This is a genomic window from Pseudomonas sp. FEN, assembly GCF_904067045.1.
In the GTDB taxonomy this organism is placed as follows: Bacteria; Pseudomonadota; Gammaproteobacteria; order Pseudomonadales; family Pseudomonadaceae; genus Aquipseudomonas.
Genome location: NZ_CAJFDC010000014.1, coordinates 297,733 through 313,547, shown reverse-complemented (window position 1 = coordinate 313,547; position 15,815 = coordinate 297,733). Strand labels below are relative to the sequence as shown.

The 15,815-nt window shown below is 59.0% G+C and carries 12 protein-coding genes; 11 read left to right on the top strand and 1 reads right to left on the bottom strand.

Annotated elements, in window-relative coordinates:
- Window positions 1-271 precede the first annotated feature (271 nt).
- Genes PFEN_RS17860 through PFEN_RS17835 form a run of 6 tightly spaced genes read left to right on the top strand, consistent with a single transcriptional unit; the run spans window position 272 to window position 6,327 of the window.
- Window positions 272-1,363, top strand: a complete 1,092-nt coding sequence (locus tag PFEN_RS17860) for an AMP-binding protein (RefSeq protein ID WP_191488129.1) — start codon at window positions 272-274, stop codon at window positions 1,361-1,363.
- A gap of 9 nt (window positions 1,364-1,372) precedes the next feature.
- Window positions 1,373-2,173, top strand: a complete 801-nt coding sequence (locus PFEN_RS17855; RefSeq protein WP_191488128.1) for an ABC transporter ATP-binding protein — start codon at window positions 1,373-1,375, stop codon at window positions 2,171-2,173.
- A gap of 2 nt (window positions 2,174-2,175) precedes the next feature.
- The gene (locus tag PFEN_RS17850; protein WP_191488127.1) at window positions 2,176-3,057 is read left to right on the top strand and encodes a branched-chain amino acid ABC transporter permease; all 882 of its coding nucleotides are present in this window, start codon (window positions 2,176-2,178) and stop codon (window positions 3,055-3,057) included.
- Window positions 3,058-3,079: 22 nt separating this feature from the next.
- Complete coding sequence (locus tag PFEN_RS17845; protein ID WP_191488126.1) at window positions 3,080-4,147, top strand: branched-chain amino acid ABC transporter permease; 1,068 nt, start codon at window positions 3,080-3,082, stop codon at window positions 4,145-4,147.
- A gap of 47 nt (window positions 4,148-4,194) precedes the next feature.
- The gene (locus PFEN_RS17840) at window positions 4,195-5,526 is read left to right on the top strand and encodes an ABC transporter substrate-binding protein (protein WP_191488125.1); all 1,332 of its coding nucleotides are present in this window, start codon (window positions 4,195-4,197) and stop codon (window positions 5,524-5,526) included.
- Between the two features lie 6 nt (window positions 5,527-5,532).
- Window positions 5,533-6,327: an ABC transporter ATP-binding protein gene (locus PFEN_RS17835; RefSeq protein ID WP_191488124.1), complete on the top strand. Its 795-nt coding sequence runs from the start codon at window positions 5,533-5,535 to the stop codon at window positions 6,325-6,327.
- 171 nt (window positions 6,328-6,498) lie between these two features.
- Here PFEN_RS17835 and PFEN_RS17830 read toward each other — a convergent pair whose 3' ends face one another.
- A complete protein-coding gene (locus PFEN_RS17830; protein WP_191488123.1) occupies window positions 6,499-8,118 on the bottom strand; it encodes a methyl-accepting chemotaxis protein in 1,620 nt (539 codons plus the stop codon).
- 893 nt (window positions 8,119-9,011) lie between these two features.
- Here PFEN_RS17830 and PFEN_RS17825 point away from each other — a divergent pair.
- From PFEN_RS17825 to PFEN_RS17805, 5 genes are all read left to right on the top strand, one after another.
- Entirely contained in the window at window positions 9,012-11,390 is a 2,379-nt protein-coding gene (locus tag PFEN_RS17825) for a TonB-dependent receptor plug domain-containing protein (protein ID WP_412071452.1), read from the top strand.
- Between the two features lie 73 nt (window positions 11,391-11,463).
- Window positions 11,464-12,435 (top strand): amino acid ABC transporter permease, encoded by a 972-nt coding sequence (locus PFEN_RS17820; protein WP_191488121.1) that lies wholly within the window; start codon window positions 11,464-11,466, stop codon window positions 12,433-12,435.
- A complete protein-coding gene (locus PFEN_RS17815) occupies window positions 12,428-13,213 on the top strand; it encodes an amino acid ABC transporter ATP-binding protein (RefSeq protein WP_191488120.1) in 786 nt (261 codons plus the stop codon). The genes PFEN_RS17820 and PFEN_RS17815 overlap by 8 nt, the downstream gene beginning before the upstream one ends.
- 29 nt (window positions 13,214-13,242) lie before the next feature.
- On the top strand, window positions 13,243-14,190 hold the full coding sequence (locus PFEN_RS17810; RefSeq protein ID WP_191488119.1) for an ABC transporter substrate-binding protein: 948 nt from the start codon (window positions 13,243-13,245) through the stop codon (window positions 14,188-14,190).
- 22 nt (window positions 14,191-14,212) lie between these two features.
- Window positions 14,213-15,796 carry a flavin monoamine oxidase family protein gene (locus PFEN_RS17805; RefSeq protein ID WP_191488118.1) on the top strand — a complete coding sequence of 528 codons (1,584 nt, stop codon included), beginning with the start codon at window positions 14,213-14,215 and terminating at the stop codon, window positions 15,794-15,796.
- The last annotated feature ends 19 nt before the right edge of the window (window positions 15,797-15,815 follow it).

The window sequence follows — 15,815 nt, the reverse complement described above, 5'->3', positions numbered from 1 at the left end:
GAAGCTCGAGGCATTCGTGCCTGCCTTTGCCGTCTACAATTTTGCTCGTGACATTGTTGAATGCCATTTAGCCGACGTTACAAGGAGTAGAACGAATGGCGGCGGGCGTCCCCGCGGTGTTGGTGAGGCAACAGAGATTCAGCAGGCTGTGCTCTGGCAATACAGGATTTCGTATCAGCGATGTCATTCAACTAACTGATATATAAGCATTTATGTTGTGGCACGGAGACTGCAATAGCCGTTGGCAGATAGCACTCCGAAGGATAGCCACATGATCCACACACTGCCCCAGGCCTTGTTGCTGCAAGCGCAGACCCGAGGCGCTGCGATCGCCCTGCGTTACAAGCGACTGGGCATCTGGCACACCCGTAGCTGGAGCGAGCTGGCGCAGGATGTCAGCCGTCTTGCTGCAGCGCTGTATCAGCGCGGGTTCAGGCACGACGATGACTTGCTGATCATCAGTCAGGCCCAGGCCGACGCTTTGTTGCTGGCTCTGGCGGCCCAATGGTTGGGGGGCAGTGTCACGCTTCTGGACCCTGAATTCGACCATCGCAAGCTGTTGACCAGGCTGAAACCAACCTTTGTACTGGCAGATGCCTTGGACGCGGTGCAGCAAATACGCGGCGCCGACAGCCTGCCACGTGTCTTGCTGTACCTGGATGGGCGTGGTCTGAATGCCGCCGCCGATCCTCGGTTGGGCGCTTATTCCGACTTGTCCAGGGGCGTAACGGTTGATGCGCCGGCGCCCGCCAATGAGTCATCGGCCACGGCTTTTGTTTTTTATCCTACCGCGGACGGCCGGTCCCAGCGTGTGAGCCATGGGCAGTTGCTTGAGGGCGCCCGCAAGCTGGTAGAGCGAGAGAGTCTGAGTCCGGGCGAAGAGGCGCTGGCGGCCCGGGTGTTTGCCGCCAGCGGTCAGGCTCGTTACCTGCTGGCGCCCTGGCTGAGCGCGGGGTTCTGCCTGAACTTCCCTGAAGCCTTGGCCACCCGTGACACCGACCGTCGCGAGCTTGGGCCAACCCTGGTGTTGGGTACCCGGGAATCCTATGCGCGCCTTGAGCACTGGGCCCGTGAACGTCTGCCATTGCCGGGCACGCTCAGTGATCAATTGTATCGCTGGGCAATCGTGTCGGATGCGCGCTTTTTTCGACGCTGGCTCGGCTACTGGTTGATTCGCAGACCCTTGCTCGATGTGCTGGGCATGAGTCGGCTGCGGGTGGCGTTGCTGGTAGGGCCGGGGCTGACCCAGGAGAGCGCCGAGTTCTTCGGTGCCTTGGGTATCCGCCCGAGAAACTGGCAGGAGCCATCCGCCCAGTGCGAACCGGCCGTGGCTTTGGACCATCTGCTTTCTCAATCCGTCTGACGAGCCCCCATGAGCGCAACCACTGAATCCGTATTACTGCGGCTAGATGACATCTCCCTGTCGTTCAAGGGCGTCAAGGCCATCACCTCTATCAGTTTCGCCGTCAAGACCGGGGAAATCTGCGCGCTGATCGGCCCCAACGGTGCCGGCAAAAGTTCGTTGCTGAACGTGATCAATGGCGTCTACCAGGCCCAGAGCGGCAGCGTCAGTTATGCCGGGCAGACGCGGCGGCACATGCGCCCGCATCAGGCCGCCGAGCGCGGGATTGCCCGGACTTTTCAGAATATCGCGCTGTTCAAGGGCATGAGCGTGCTCGACAACGTGCTGACGGGCCGTAACCTCAAACGCCGCAGCAGCTGGGTTGAGCAGATGCTGCGCTTGGGCCGTGCCCCTCGCGAAGATGACGAGCAGCGCCACCGCGCAGAACAGGTCATCGAATTTCTGTGCATCCATCCCTGGCGCCATGTGCTGGTGGGCAAATTACCGTATGGACTGCAGAAGCGCGTGGAACTGGCCCGGGCGCTGGCGGCGGAACCGAAGCTGTTGTTGCTGGACGAGCCCATGGCCGGGATGAACGCTGAAGAGAAGGGGGAGATGAGTCAGTTCATCCGCGACATCAATCGCGAGTTCGGCACTACCGTCGTACTGATCGAACACGACATCGGTGTGGTCATGGGACTTTGTGACCACGTGGTGGTGCTCGATTATGGCCGGAAAATTGGCGACGGCAGCCCCGAACAGGTACGCGCCAACCCTGATGTGATTGCGGCTTACCTGGGCTCGCGGCGAACCCGCACGGGGAGCCATTGAACATGGAGTTTTTCTTTGAAGTACTGATTGGCGGGCTGCTGGCGGGCGTTATGTACGCCTTGGTGGCCATCGGTTTTGTGCTCATCTACAAGGCTTCCGGCGTGTTCAATTTCGCTCAGGGAGCCATGGTGCTGTTCGCTGCGCTGACCTTTGTCAGTCTGCTCGAACGTGGCCTTCCATTCTTTTGGGCCTTTGTCGCCACACTGGCAAGCCTGGTGGTGTTGGCCTTGTTGATCGAGAAAAGGGTGCTTCGACCTCTGGTCAATCGCCCGCCGATCATTCTGTTCATGGCCACCCTCGGGCTGTCCTACATGATCGAAGGTCTTGCGCAGTTCCTCTGGGGCGCCCAGGTCCACGGCCTTGAGTTGGGCATTCCCGATGAGCCACTGGAAATCCGCGGCATGTTGCTCTCGCAGTTCGACCTGTTCGCCGCGGGCACTGCCGCCACCTTGGTAATCGCCCTGTCGCTGCTGTTCAACAGGACCCGGATTGGTTTGTCCTTGCGTGCGGTGGCCGACGATCCGCTGGCGTCCCTGGCGGTGGGCATTCGTCTGCCACGGATCTGGGCGCTGGTCTGGGCGGTGGCGGGATTCGTCGGGTTGGTGGCCGGGCTGCTTTGGGGGGCTCGGCTCGGGGTGCAGTTCTCGCTGTCGTTAGTGGTGCTCAAGGCCTTGCCCGTGCTGATCATCGGTGGTTTCTCCTCGATCGGCGGGGCCATTGTCGGCGGCTTGATCATTGGCGCGGCGGAAAAAATCGCCGAGATCTACCTCGGCCCGATCATCGGCAGCGGGATCGAAAACTGGGTGCCTTACGTCCTCGCCTTGCTGTTTTTGCTGGTGCGTCCCGCCGGGTTGTTCGGCGAGCGGGCGATTGAGCGGGTCTGATTTTCTTTCAAGGAATGCCTCCATGCTTTATCAAGAAGCCGGTCAACTCAGCACCACCTACGCGGCCGAGCGGCGCACATTTCGCTTGCGCCAGGATCGCCTGGGCCTGTGGCTGCTACTGGGCTTTGCCTTTATTGCGGTGCCCTGGCTGGGCAATGATTATTGGTTCAGCGCGATTCTGGTTCCGCTGCTGGTGCTGTCCCTGGCGGGGCTGGGACTCAACGTGCTGACCGGTTATGCCGGGCAATTATCCTTGGGCTCTGCGGCGTTCATGGCCGTGGGAGCTTTTGCCGCCTACAACCTCCAATTGCGGGTGCCCGGTTTGCCCTTGCTGGTGAGTTTTGTGCTGGGAGGGGTTATTGCGGCGCTGGTGGCGGTGCTCTTCGGCTTGCCGAGCCTCAGGATCAAGGGGTTTTACCTGCTGGTTGCGACGCTGGCCGCGCAGTTCGTCGTGGAATGGGTGCTGACCCGGTTCAGTTGGTTTACCAACGACAACGCGTCCGGGGTCATCACCTCGCCACCGCTGTTGATCGCCGGGCTGGACTTCAGTTCGCCCCGCGGCCGTTATCTGTTGACCTTGAGCTTGGTGGTGGGGTTGTTCTGGTTGGGCAAGAACCTGGTGCGCAGCGAATTGGGGCGCAACTGGATGGCGGTACGCGACATGGACACCGCCGCCGCGGTGATCGGTATCCGTCTGTTCAAAGCCAAGCTGCTGGCGTTTGCCATCAGTGGCTTCTACCTGGGCATCGCCGGTTCGCTTTGGGCGTTTGCTTACCTGGGGACGGTGGAGCCCCACGGCTTCGACCTCAGTCGCTCGTTCCAGGTGCTGTTCATCATCATCATTGGCGGCCTGGGCAGTGTGCTCGGCAACATTCTGGGAGCTGCCTTCATCGTCCTGTTCCCGATCCTGCTGGCCAATCTTTGCGGGCTGTTACCCGCCGGGCTGATCGACTCCGGCCAATTGGAAAACATCCAGAAAATGCTCTTCGGCGCGCTGATCATCGCTTTCCTGATCAAGGAACCCGAGGGACTGGCCCGGCTCTGGCAGCGCTTGCGCCAGCGGGCTCGGGTCTGGCCGCTGCGTTACTGACTTGCTTTACCCCCGACACCATCGATATCCCATGAGGAACTGTCCATATGACTCATCGCACACCGCTGCGCCGCTTGGCGCTGGGCTTGGCCCTGATCACCGTTGGGCTCAGTGCCGGCGCCCGGGCTGCCAACGAACAGTACTTTCCCTTGCAGAGCTATCGGGTCGGGCCTTACGCCGCCGGGGGCACCGGCTTCTTCGGCGGCTTTATCGACTATCTGCAATACATCAATGCCAAGGGCGGGGTGAACGGCGTCAAGCTGACTTGGAGTGAATGCGAAACCGAGTACGTGGTGGAGAAGGGGGTCGAATGTTACGAGCGCCTCAAAGGCGGTCTCAACGGTGCGCCAGCGGCCGCCACCAATCCGCTGTCGGTAGGCATTGCCTATGCAACGCTCGACCGTTCGACGGCCGATAAGCTGCCGCTGATCACCATCAACCATGGGCGCACGGATTCTACCGACGGCAGTGTCTTTCCTTATGCGTTTCCGTTGCAGCTCAACCCTTATTCGGAAGTGTCGGCGATCATCAATTACATTGGCCAGCGCGAAGGCGGGGCCGATAAGCTCAAAGGCAAGAAAATCGCCGTGCTTTACCACGGCTCGCCGTATGGCAAGGAAACCAATGGTGTGCTGGAGACACTGGCGAAAAACGCCGGCTTTGAGCTGACCCTGTTGGAAGTCCCGCACCCCGGCAACGAGCAGCAGTCCCAGTGGCTGAACATTCGTCGCCTCAAGCCTGACTGGGTGATCCTGCGCGGTTGGGGAGTGATGAACCCGGTGGCGTTGAAGTCGGCGCAAAAGGTTGGCTACCCGGCTGATCACATCATTGGCAATATCTGGAGCAACTCGGAAGAGGACGTGGTACCGGCAGGTGCCGCCGCCACGGGGTTCATCTCCATCACCACCCATCCTTCGGGAACCGATTTTCCGGTGCTGCAGGGTATCAAGCAGAGCGTGGTGGACGCCGGCAAGGGCAACCTGGTCGATCCGAAGCGCTTTGGCACCGTGTACTACAACCTCGGCGTGGTGAACGGTATTCTCAACGTCGAGGCCGTGCGTCTGGCTCAGGAAAAATACGGCGACAAACCGCTGACCGGCGAACAAGTACGCTGGGGCTTCGAGCACTTGAATCTCGATGATGCGCGCTTGCAGGCATTGGGTGCAAAAGGCTTGGTACAGCCATTGAAGCTGTCTTGCGCCGATCATGAAGGCGGCGGTGCGGTGCGCTTCCAGCAATGGGATGGTCAGCGCTGGAACCTGATCAGCGATTGGGTCCAGGCCGACCGCGCTCTGCTACGGCCGATCATCGAAGCTTCCGCGGCGCAGTATGCAAAGGAAAAGGGCATTACCCCGCGCAACTGCAGCCAGGAGCAATAGGGTCCGATGAGCCAGAGCCTACAGGCCGCCCCGCCGTTGCTGAGCGTGGAACAGGTCGAAGTTTTCTACGAACAGTCGATTCTCGCCTTGCGCGACGTATCGCTGCAGGTCGGCAAGGGGCAGATGGTGGCTTTGCTTGGGGCAAATGGTGCGGGCAAAAGCACCACCCTCAAGGCGATCTCCAGTCTTGTGCGCGCCGAACGCGGTGAGGTGAGCAAAGGCCGGGTTCTGTACCAGGGGCAGGTCATTACGGATGTCGACCCGGCCGACCTGGTGTTGGCGGGGCTGGCCCAGGTGCTTGAGGGACGGCACTGTTTCGCTCATCTGAACGTGGAGCAGAACCTGCTGATCGGTGGATTTATCGGACGGCCGTCCCGCAAGGTGCTGAATCAACGTCTGGAGCGCATCTACACCTATTTCCCCAGGTTGCACTTGCTACGCAAGCGCCTGGCCGGCTACACCTCAGGTGGCGAGCAGCAAATGGTCGCCATCGGTCGCGCGTTGATGTCCGAGCCGCGACTGTTGCTGCTTGATGAGCCGTCCATGGGGCTGGCACCCCAGGTGGTCGAGGAGATTTTCGAGATCCTCGCCCGGCTCAACCAGGAGGAGGGGCTGAGTCTGCTGGTGGCGGAGCAAAACATCAACATCGCCCTGGATTACGCCCAGTACGCTTTTGTGCTGGAGAACGGTCGGGTGGTGGATGCCGGTTCGGCAGACGAGTTGGCCGGACGTGAGCAGATGCAGAACTATTATCTGGGAGCAGTGGAGGGCGCTGCCACGGACCAGGCAGGTCGAATTTAGCGTATCACTCATTGGTCAGTGAAGCCGGCAGTTCGGGCGGGCTCAAGTGACCAGTTAGTGTTTAGACGGGTGTCCAGGTTGGGGGAGAGCCTGGACTAGCTATTTTTTTGAAATCCCGAATCGTCCAATCATCGGGAAATCTCAAGCTAATCGTCAGCACTCCAAAGCTTCTCAGACCACGAAGCGATTCACCAACTGATTAAGATCGATCGCCAGTTTTGACATTTCATTGCACGCGCTGGCTGTTTGGCTGGCTCCTGCAGAACTCTGTGCTGCAAGCTCTCGGATACTGACGAGGTTACGATCGACCTCACGTGCAACGTGCGCCTGCTCTTCAGAAGCGGTCGCGATCAAAAGGTTACGTTCATTGATCTGCGTGATAGCACTGGCAATTTGATCCAGCGAGCTACTCGCTTCTTGAGCGACGTCAAGCGACTTGGTCGCCAACTCTTTGCTGGTATTCATTGCTTCTACGGCTTGCCCTGAATCGCTCTGAATAGCAGTAATCATCTGCTCAATTTCTTGGGTAGATTGCTGGGTTCGGTGGGCTAAAGCCCTTACCTCGTCGGCCACCACCGCGAAACCACGTCCTTGTTCACCGGCCCGTGCGGCTTCAATAGCGGCGTTCAGTGCCAGAAGGTTGGTCTGTTCCGCGATTGCCCGAATAACTTCGACGACTTTATTGATACTCTGGGCTCGATTTGACAAACCTTGGATCTGATTGCTCGTGTTTTCAACATTACCGCTTAGCTTTTGAATTGATTTCAATGTCTGAGCCACTCGCTCCAGGCCAACCTCGGTAAAGCCTTGGGTACGCTTTGACTCTTCGGAGGCTGACTCCGCGTTACGCGCGACCTCATCGACAGCAGCGCTCATCTCAGTGACGGCCGTAGCGGCTTGATTGACTTCGTCGTTCTGTGAAACAAGGCTTCGACTGGACTCCTCCGTAACGGCAGTCATTTCCTCTGCTGCTGAGGCCAGTTGGGTGGATGACTCGGAGATTTGCATAATGGTGTTGCGAAGGTTTTCCTGCATCTGTGCAAGCGCCTTCAACAGTCGCCCGGCTTCATCAGTCCCGCTCACCCGTACTTCCTTTGAAAGGTCGCTACCCGCGATACGCTCGGCGACGGATAAGGCATCGCTGATGGGAGACGTAATGCTCTTGGTCAGAACGGTTGCCAACCCAACAGTTAGAATCACTACACCTGCGATAAGACCGACAACGAGCCAAAACCCTGTGGAGTAGAGATTGGCTGCGTTCCGCCCAGCCAGTGCTGCGCCCTCGTTGTTGGAATCGGTCAGGTCTTTGATCTGCCCTTCCATCATAGTGGTGATGGGTCGGATGCTTGTAACATTCAGGCTGGCGATCGAAGACAAGTCACCGCGTTTCATTATCGGTTCGAGAATATCCAACTGTTTGGAATACGCGTCGGCGGATGCCTTTACCTTCAGATAAAGCGTGCGCTCTTGGTCGCTCGCAATGAAGGGCTCATAATTTTTCACTGCATCCATGAAAGCCTTCCGATAGCCAGGGAAGGATTCAACGGTCTTTTGAATGGCTTCAGGGTCAGCAATGCTGCGTTGGACTTCGAGTCTTAGCCGCATCACCCCAGCGTTCATCAACGCCGTTTGTCGGACGCTAGCCATCCAATTGGTTTCAACATCTCTTTCTGAGTCTCGCAGGTTGCCCATCTGCACCACTGCAACTGCACCCAGGACAAAAACCAATGTGATAATTAGCGCGAAAAACAGCGCCGCGCGTGGTGCTAGGTTGAGATTTCTAAGGCGCATAGATGTTTTCTCATTTCCAAGAAAATGGTTGGTCTGTCCAAGAGGCTATCGACTCGACGTGGCAAACTTTAAGTCAGCCGGGTCTGGCGAGTGGCGTGGAGAGGGTTCGCCGCTCGCGTATCGTGGAGCATTTGAATCTCGACGATGCGTGCTTGTAGGCATTGGATGAAAAAGGACTGGTACAGTCGTTGAAGCTGTCTTGCTCCGATCATGAGGGCCGCGGGATCAACACCGATCGTTCATTGGTTGATGCTCGGTATCTTCAGGTATTTTCTGAGGTTAAAATATTACTTATTTGAATTAAATGTTTAAAAATTATGAAATTTAATGATATTATATTATAGCTAAATAGAATTATATTTTTAATATTGATTTCGTTATGGTTGGACTTAACAACCTACCCCTTACCTCGGATGGTACCAATCGTGATCAAGATTCTGCGTACCATGCCGTGGAGTGCAAGTCGGACCGACCTCCGAACCTGCGTGGCATGACAGGGTGATCAACCACTGATCCCTGGAGCAGAATCGTTGGAAGGGAGTTCGACGTATGTTGCTCATTCAATCCTGCTATGTGCCTTTTTCCTCCCGTTGTAACCCTGGCAGACGCTACGCAACACTGCTGCTCCCTCCTGGCTTTCCTCCATACCCATAGTCTGGCCCCGGTGGGTACCACGCCCATCGCACGCGGTTTCCAGCATTTGCGATGAGGTCTCGGCAGTCATCAAAAAAAACGTGCATGCCGCGCTGTCCCGACGACAGCGTGAATGCCCGACTTCGCGATTTGGACGCGTCGCCCATGCTGGCGACCGTTTTGGAGTGGATATGGAACGAGTTATACGACGTGCCTGGGAGTCGACTTCAGCCTTGCGGTTCAGTCCGCTGGTGGTGGCCATGGGAGGCATGTTGCTGTCAGGAGGCGTCCAGGCCCAGGAGGCCTCGAGTCAGGATGATCGCACCTTGTCCACCGTGGTGGTGACTGGTAACCGTGGTGCCGAACAGCGCACCGTGACCAGCAGTCCTGTACCGATTGATGTGGTCAGCGCCAAGCAATTGCAAAACACCGGTAAGCCCGGCTTGATGGAAGCCCTGAGTGCGGTGATTCCGTCGTTGACCCTGCCGGAAAAAACCGGCTGGGACGCCAGCGGCATGGCCCGTGCACCCAACTTGCGGGGCTTGAGTGCCGCTGAAGTATTGGTACTGGTCAACGGCAAGCGCCGCCACACCAGCGCGACCCTGAACATCAATGGCATCAACACCGGCGCGGCCCCGGCGGACTTGGATTTGATCCCCATCAGCGCCATCGATCATGTCGAGGTGTTGCGCGATGGCGCTGCCGCCCAATATGGCTCCGATGCAATCGCCGGGGTGATCAATGTCATTCTCAAGGCTGACACCAGCGGCACCTCGGTGACCAACGCCGGGATCGGTTACGACGGCAAGAAGCAGACGGTGCAGCAAAGCCTCAACAAGGGTTTCGAAATTGGCGACGGTGGCATCGTGCAGCTCGCCATGGATGTGCGCAGCCAGAACGATGACAACAAGGCCAGCGCCAATGGCTATAGCTACGAGCAGGCCCACAGCTTGGCGGGCCAGTCCACTTATGGTGGGTACGGCACACCCAAGATCAATCTGCAGACCTTGAGTTACAACGCCGAGTTGCCGATTGACGAGCGTTTCAACCTGTATTCCTTCACCACCTATTCGCACCGCAAGGCCGAGCAGGGACAGAACTTTCGCTTGCCGACCATCACCAATACCATCACCACCGGGCCCCATGGTTATCCGGCGGGGTATGTGCCGACCTGGTACATCGATGAAGACGATTTCCAGGCGGCCTTCGGCGGCAAGGGTAAAGTCGGCGAATGGGACTGGGACCTGTCCACCACCTATGGGCGCAATGCGGCGGAGCAGGGTACCTGGCATAACCAGAACCCGTCTCTGGGGGAGGCGACGCCCAACAGCTTTAAGTCGGGTACCTGGATTTCCACCGAGTTGACCACCAATCTGGACTTCAAGCGCGGCTTCGATTTCGGTCTGCAAAAGCCCCTGGACCTGTCCTACGGCTTTGAGCATCGACGCGATGGCTACGAAGTGAAGGCGGGTGACTGGGCTTCCTATGCCGACGGCGGTTATTGCGTGGCTCCTGGCAACTGCGCCTCTTCCGGGGCCCAGGTCACCAACGGCATCTCCCCGGGCGAAGCCAGCAGCGCGTGGCGCAACAGCCTCGCCAGCTATGTCGATGTAGGTTTCAGCCCTGTTCCGGACTGGTACGTGGGCACGGCATTTCGCTATGAGCATTATAATGAAGGGGTAGGCGCGACCCGCAGCGGCAAGCTGACCACGCGCTATGACTTCACCCCGCAATTCGCCGTGCGCGCAACGGTGAGCAATGGCTTCCGTGCGCCGTCCCTGGCCAACAGCCTGTTCAGTGCCCGCTCGACCACCTACGGCGTGGTGGATGGCGTCTATCAGTCGATCAACTACGGTGTGTTGCCGGTGGGCTCTGCGGCCGCAAAGGCCTTGGGGGCCGAAAACCTCAAGCCCGAGCGATCCACCAACTTCAGCCTCGGGTTCACCCTGACCCCCACCGATCGCCTGAGCCTGACGGCTGATGCCTATGTGATCAATCTGCGCGACCGCATCACCCTGACCAGTACCTTGCTGGGGAATGAAGTCACCCAAGTGCTGCTCAACAACGGCATCAACTCTACCTCGGGCGGCCAGTACTTCATCAATGGTGCCGACACCCGCACCAAGGGCCTGGACCTGGTCAGCAACTACAGCCAGGACCTGGGCCGGTTCGGCTCCTTGAAGTGGACCGCGGCGTTCAATTGGAACCAGACCCAGATCCTCAATTACAAGGCATCCACCTCGATCCTCGGCACGCCCTATGAGTTGATGGATCGCCAAGCGCGCAACCTGATCACCGATATCCAGCCCAAGACCAAGCTCATCCTGGGGGGTGACTGGAGCATCGAGCGCTTCAACCTCAACGTGGCCCTCACCCGTTATGGATCCTACAAGGAGGTCAATGCCTCCAGCGACCGTTCCTTGGATCGGGTGTACAGCGCCAAATGGATTGCCGATCTGGACCTTGGCTACAACCTCACCCATGACCTGAACATCGCCATCGGGGCCAAGAACCTGTTTGACACCTACCCCAAGAAACAAGGGGTGCCCAGCAACACCATGGTGAGCAGCTATGGCACTTATTCACCCTTTGGTTTTACCGGCGGTTACTACTACACCCGATTGACCTACGCCTTTTAAAACCGGCGCCCGACACCAGTCGATCACCCCTAAAAAAACACCATGACGTGTTATTGCGTGCGAGGAATAGATCATGCCCGTTGTCGCCAAACCCTTCGACCTCATCGATGAGGTGAATGACTACCCGGTTCGCGAGAGCCACACACCGACTGCGATCAAGGTCTTGCGGGTGGTGCCGTCCCGTCATCCCTGGCGCTGGGGCGGGTCGCTGTTCGCCGCGTTGGTGTTGTTTGCCATCGCGCATTCCCTGGCCACCAATCCACGCTGGGAGTGGGGAGTCTTTGGCCAATGGTTCTTCTCGGCATCGGTGCTGCGCGGCTTGGCGCAGACGCTGTTGCTGACCCTGTTAAGCACCGTGTTCAGCATCCTCCTCGGCACCGCGCTGGCGCTGGCCCGCCTGTCCGGCTCGCCGCTGCTGGCGGCGCTGGCCTGGGGGTATATCTGGTTTTTCCGCTCAATACCGGCGTTGCTGGTGCTGATCATCCTGTACAACTTTGCCTATCTGTATGACCACATTGTGCTGGGAGTGCCGTTCACCGATCTGCTGTTCGCGCAATGGTCGACGGTCGATGTGCTCAGCCAATTCACTGTAGCGGTGTTGGGCTTGAGCCTGATGCAGGCCGCCTATGCAGCGGAGATCATTCGCGGTGGTTTGATCGGTGTTGACGCGGGCCAGCATGAAGCGGCCGCGGCTTTGGGGTTGCCAGCGTCGCGGCGGATTTTCCGGATCATCCTGCCACAGGCGTTGCGCTCGATCCTGCCAGCGGGTTTCAACGAAATCATTGGCCTGGTCAAGGGAACTTCCATCGTTTACGTGCTGGCCCTGCCGGAGCTGTTTTACACCGTACAGGTGATCTACAACCGGACCCAAGCGGTGATCCCGTTGTTGATCGTCGCCACGGTCTGGTACCTGATCATCACTACCGTGCTCACCAGTGCCCAGTACTACGTCGAACGGCACTTTGCCCGTGGCACGGCGCGGGTCCTGCCGCCTACGCCATTGCAGCGGGTGCGCCACTGGCTCAAGGAGAAATCCCATGAGTGAGGCCGCCACCCAGGTATCCGCCGGGCGCATCCAGATCCAGGGTGTAGGCAAGCGCTTTGGCAATCAGCAGGTGCTCAAGGGCATTGACCTGAGCATCGAGCCGGGCAAGGTCACGGTGATTCTCGGGCCCTCCGGCTCCGGTAAATCGACGCTGCTGCGCACCATCAACCACCTGGAGAAAATCGATAGTGGCCACATCACCATCGACGGTGAATACGTCGGCTATCGACGCAAGGGCGATCTGCTCTACGAGCTCAAGGAACGAGAGATTCTCAAGCGTCGGATAGAGATCGGCTTCGTATTCCAGAATTTTAATCTGTTCCCGCACCTCACGGCTTGGGAAAACATCGCCGAAGCACCGCTGGCCCACAAGCGCTGGAGCAAGACCCAGGCTCAGGACAAGGCCGGGAAACTGCTGGCCAAGGTCGGCCTGGCGGACAAGGCCGATGCCTATCCACGCCAGCTTTCTGGAGGCCAGCAACAGCGGGTAGCCATTGCCCGGGCCCTGGCCCTGGACCCCAAGGTCCTGTTGTTCGATGAGCCTACCTCAGCCCTTGACCCGGAGTTGGTGGGGGAGGTGCTGGATGTGATCAAGGGGCTGACCCGACTGGGCGTCACCCTGGTCATCGTCACACACGAGATTGGATTTGCCAGGGAAGTTGCGGATCACGTGGTGTTTCTCTGCGATGGTCAATTGATCGAACAAGGGCCGCCGGAACAGATCTTTCGACAACCCCGTCATCCACGGACTGTCGCCTTCCTCGGCAAAGTGCTGTGAATTTTCCCTGTTTAAAGGAGTGACTGACCATGTTAGTAAAGACTGCCCATGTGACCTTGCTGGCGCTGGCCATCAGCCTCGGCCTGCCGGTACTGGCTGCTCAAAGCACTAGCGCACCGGCTGTGCAAAAGGTTGATCTGAGCCCCGACCGCCAGCGCATCCGTGCCCCGCGCAACGAGTCTGCCATCGCGCAAATCCCCCCAGGTTTCAAGTTCGCCCAGCCCGGCAAATTTACCGTTGCCGTGTCAGGGGTGGCCGGGCCGCCGCTGGCGCTGCTGGCCAGTGATGATAAAACCACTATCGGCAGCGAGGCCGACACCGCGCAGTTGGTGGCCGACAGCCTGGGCCTGCAATTGAACGTGGTGCAGACCAGTTGGGAGGATTGGCCCCTGGGTGTCAGTTCAGGTAAATACGACGCGGTAATCAGCAACGTGACCGTGACCGAGGCCCGCAAGAAGCGCTTCGACTTCGCAACCTATCGCCAGGATGTCCTGGGTTTTTATGTCAAGACCACCAGCAAGATCGTCGCCATCAAGGAGGCTCGGGATATCGCTGGGCTGAAGATCATCGTTGGCTCCGGCACCAATCAGGAAAAAGTCCTGTTGGCCTGGAACGAGGCCAACGTAAAGGCCGGCATTGCGCCCGCGCTGTTGCAGTACTTCGATGACCAGGCCGCCGCGCAGTTAGCGGTGCAGTCGGGACGCAGCGATGCCATTTTTGGTCCCAATTCCGTGTTTGCCTATTCGGCTGCAATCACCGGCGGTATCAAGCTAGTGGGCATCATCAACGGTGGCTGGCCACTGCGGGCCGATATCGCCGTGACTACCCGCAAGGACAATGGGTTGGTCCAACCGATCCACACCGCTCTTGAAGGGGCGATAGCCGGCGGCCAATACGAACAGGTGCTCAAGCGTTGGGGCCTGGATGTGGAGCGTATCGACACATCACTGATCAACCCACCCGGCTTGCCGGATTGAAGCCTTCAAGGGAGCAATGAATATGGGACTGACTCGACGTGAAGCGTTTTCCAGCATCGCTGCCGTGGGTGGCGAGAAAGCGCTCAAGGATGTGCTCGCCGTATTGGGCTTGGGGCCTTCGTCGCATCGGCGGCCGCAGCCCTTGAAACTGCAAAAGGACTTGGGGCAGGGCACTCATGTATTGGTACTCGGTGCCGGAATTGCCGGGTTGGTGACCGCCCTGGAACTGACCCGGGCCGGGTTCCAGGTGCAAGTGCTGGAGGCCCGTGACCGCGTGGGCGGCCGTACCTGGACCCTACGCAATGGTGATCGGGTTGACTACAAGGATGGACGCTCACAGACCGTGGCCTTTGACCCGGGCCTGTATTTCAACGCAGGCCCCGCGCGGATCCCCAGTCAACATCGGACCTTGCTCGATTACTGCAGTGAACTGGGCGTACCGCTGGAAGTGTTGGTCAACAGCAGCCATGGCGCTCAGGTGCGCCCGGACCTGCAACAGCCGGCGTTCACCGTCGGCCAGGCGGTCAATGATGCCCGTGGGCATCTGTCGGGATTGTTGGCGACCGCTGTGCAGCGCGATGCCCTGGACGACTTGCTGACTAGCGAAGAGAGGAACCGCTTGCTGGCGTTCCTGCAGGTCTATGGCGACCTGTCGCAGGAGCTGATCTTTGAGGGGAGCATTCGCTCCGGTCACCTGGAATCGCCACCGCATCCGGGGGCATTGCCCGCCAGCCCGACTCCGCTGGCCCTGGAGCGGCTGCTGCATCCGGAACTCTGGGGCGCGTTACTGCACACTGAGTTTCCTGAGTTCTCGGCCACCATGTTCCAGCCGGTGGGCGGTATGGACCGCATCACCGAGGCATTCTACCAGCGCCTGACCGAACAGGTGCAACTGGGGGCCCAGGTACGCCGTATTCGTCAGCTTGAGGACGGTGTAGCGGTTACTTATCACGATCAGCACAGTGGTCGCGAACAGGTGGTGCGTGCCGACTATCTGGTGTCGACCTTGCCGCTGCCGCTGCTGGCCAAACTGGACACCGACTTCAGCGATCCGGTCAAGACGGCGCTGCGCAGCACCCGCAGTGATCAGGCGACCAAGGTGGCCTGGCAATCCCCGCGCTTCTGGGAAACCGATTATCGCACCTACGGCGGGTTGTCCTGGATCGAACACCCGGCGCGCCTGCTGTGGTATCCCAGCAACGACCTGAATACCCGCGAGGGGCTGTTGGTGGCCGGGTATGTCACAGGTCTTGGGGCCAAAGCCTTCGGGCAGCAGTCCCTCGATGTGCAGTACGTGACCTCCAAGGAGGCGGTTGAGCTGCTGCATCCGGGGTACTCCCGGCAACTGCGTCATCCCCTGGCGGTATCCTGGGAGCAGATCCCCTACAGCGAAGGTCCCTGGCTACAACGCGAACATTTTCCCGCTGCTGCCAGCGCCCTGCTGGAAGAACCGCATGGCCGGGTGTACTTGGCTGGCGATGGCCTTGTGCAAAGCGGTGTCGGCATCTGGCAGGAATCGGCCGCCAATTCGGCGCGTCATGTCGTCGGGCAGTTGGCCGAGCGAGTTATCCAGCGGCGACAGGCAGCAACCCTGGCCGCGTCATGAGTATTCATTAAAGGAAAGA

Coding starts and splice junctions, on each gene's coding strand:
- PFEN_RS17830 (WP_191488123.1), bottom strand. CDS start 8,118: ATGCGCCTTAGAAATCTCAACCTAGCACCACGCGCGGCGCTGTTTTTC.
- PFEN_RS17805 (WP_191488118.1), top strand. CDS start 14,213: ATGGGACTGACTCGACGTGAAGCGTTTTCCAGCATCGCTGCCGTGGGT.
- PFEN_RS17845 (WP_191488126.1), top strand. CDS start 3,080: ATGCTTTATCAAGAAGCCGGTCAACTCAGCACCACCTACGCGGCCGAG.
- PFEN_RS17820 (WP_191488121.1), top strand. CDS start 11,464: ATGCCCGTTGTCGCCAAACCCTTCGACCTCATCGATGAGGTGAATGAC.
- PFEN_RS17840 (WP_191488125.1), top strand. CDS start 4,195: ATGACTCATCGCACACCGCTGCGCCGCTTGGCGCTGGGCTTGGCCCTG.
- PFEN_RS17825 (WP_412071452.1), top strand. CDS start 9,012: ATGGGAGGCATGTTGCTGTCAGGAGGCGTCCAGGCCCAGGAGGCCTCG.
- PFEN_RS17815 (WP_191488120.1), top strand. CDS start 12,428: ATGAGTGAGGCCGCCACCCAGGTATCCGCCGGGCGCATCCAGATCCAG.
- PFEN_RS17855 (WP_191488128.1), top strand. CDS start 1,373: ATGAGCGCAACCACTGAATCCGTATTACTGCGGCTAGATGACATCTCC.
- PFEN_RS17860 (WP_191488129.1), top strand. CDS start 272: ATGATCCACACACTGCCCCAGGCCTTGTTGCTGCAAGCGCAGACCCGA.
- PFEN_RS17835 (WP_191488124.1), top strand. CDS start 5,533: ATGAGCCAGAGCCTACAGGCCGCCCCGCCGTTGCTGAGCGTGGAACAG.
- PFEN_RS17850 (WP_191488127.1), top strand. CDS start 2,176: ATGGAGTTTTTCTTTGAAGTACTGATTGGCGGGCTGCTGGCGGGCGTT.
- PFEN_RS17810 (WP_191488119.1), top strand. CDS start 13,243: ATGTTAGTAAAGACTGCCCATGTGACCTTGCTGGCGCTGGCCATCAGC.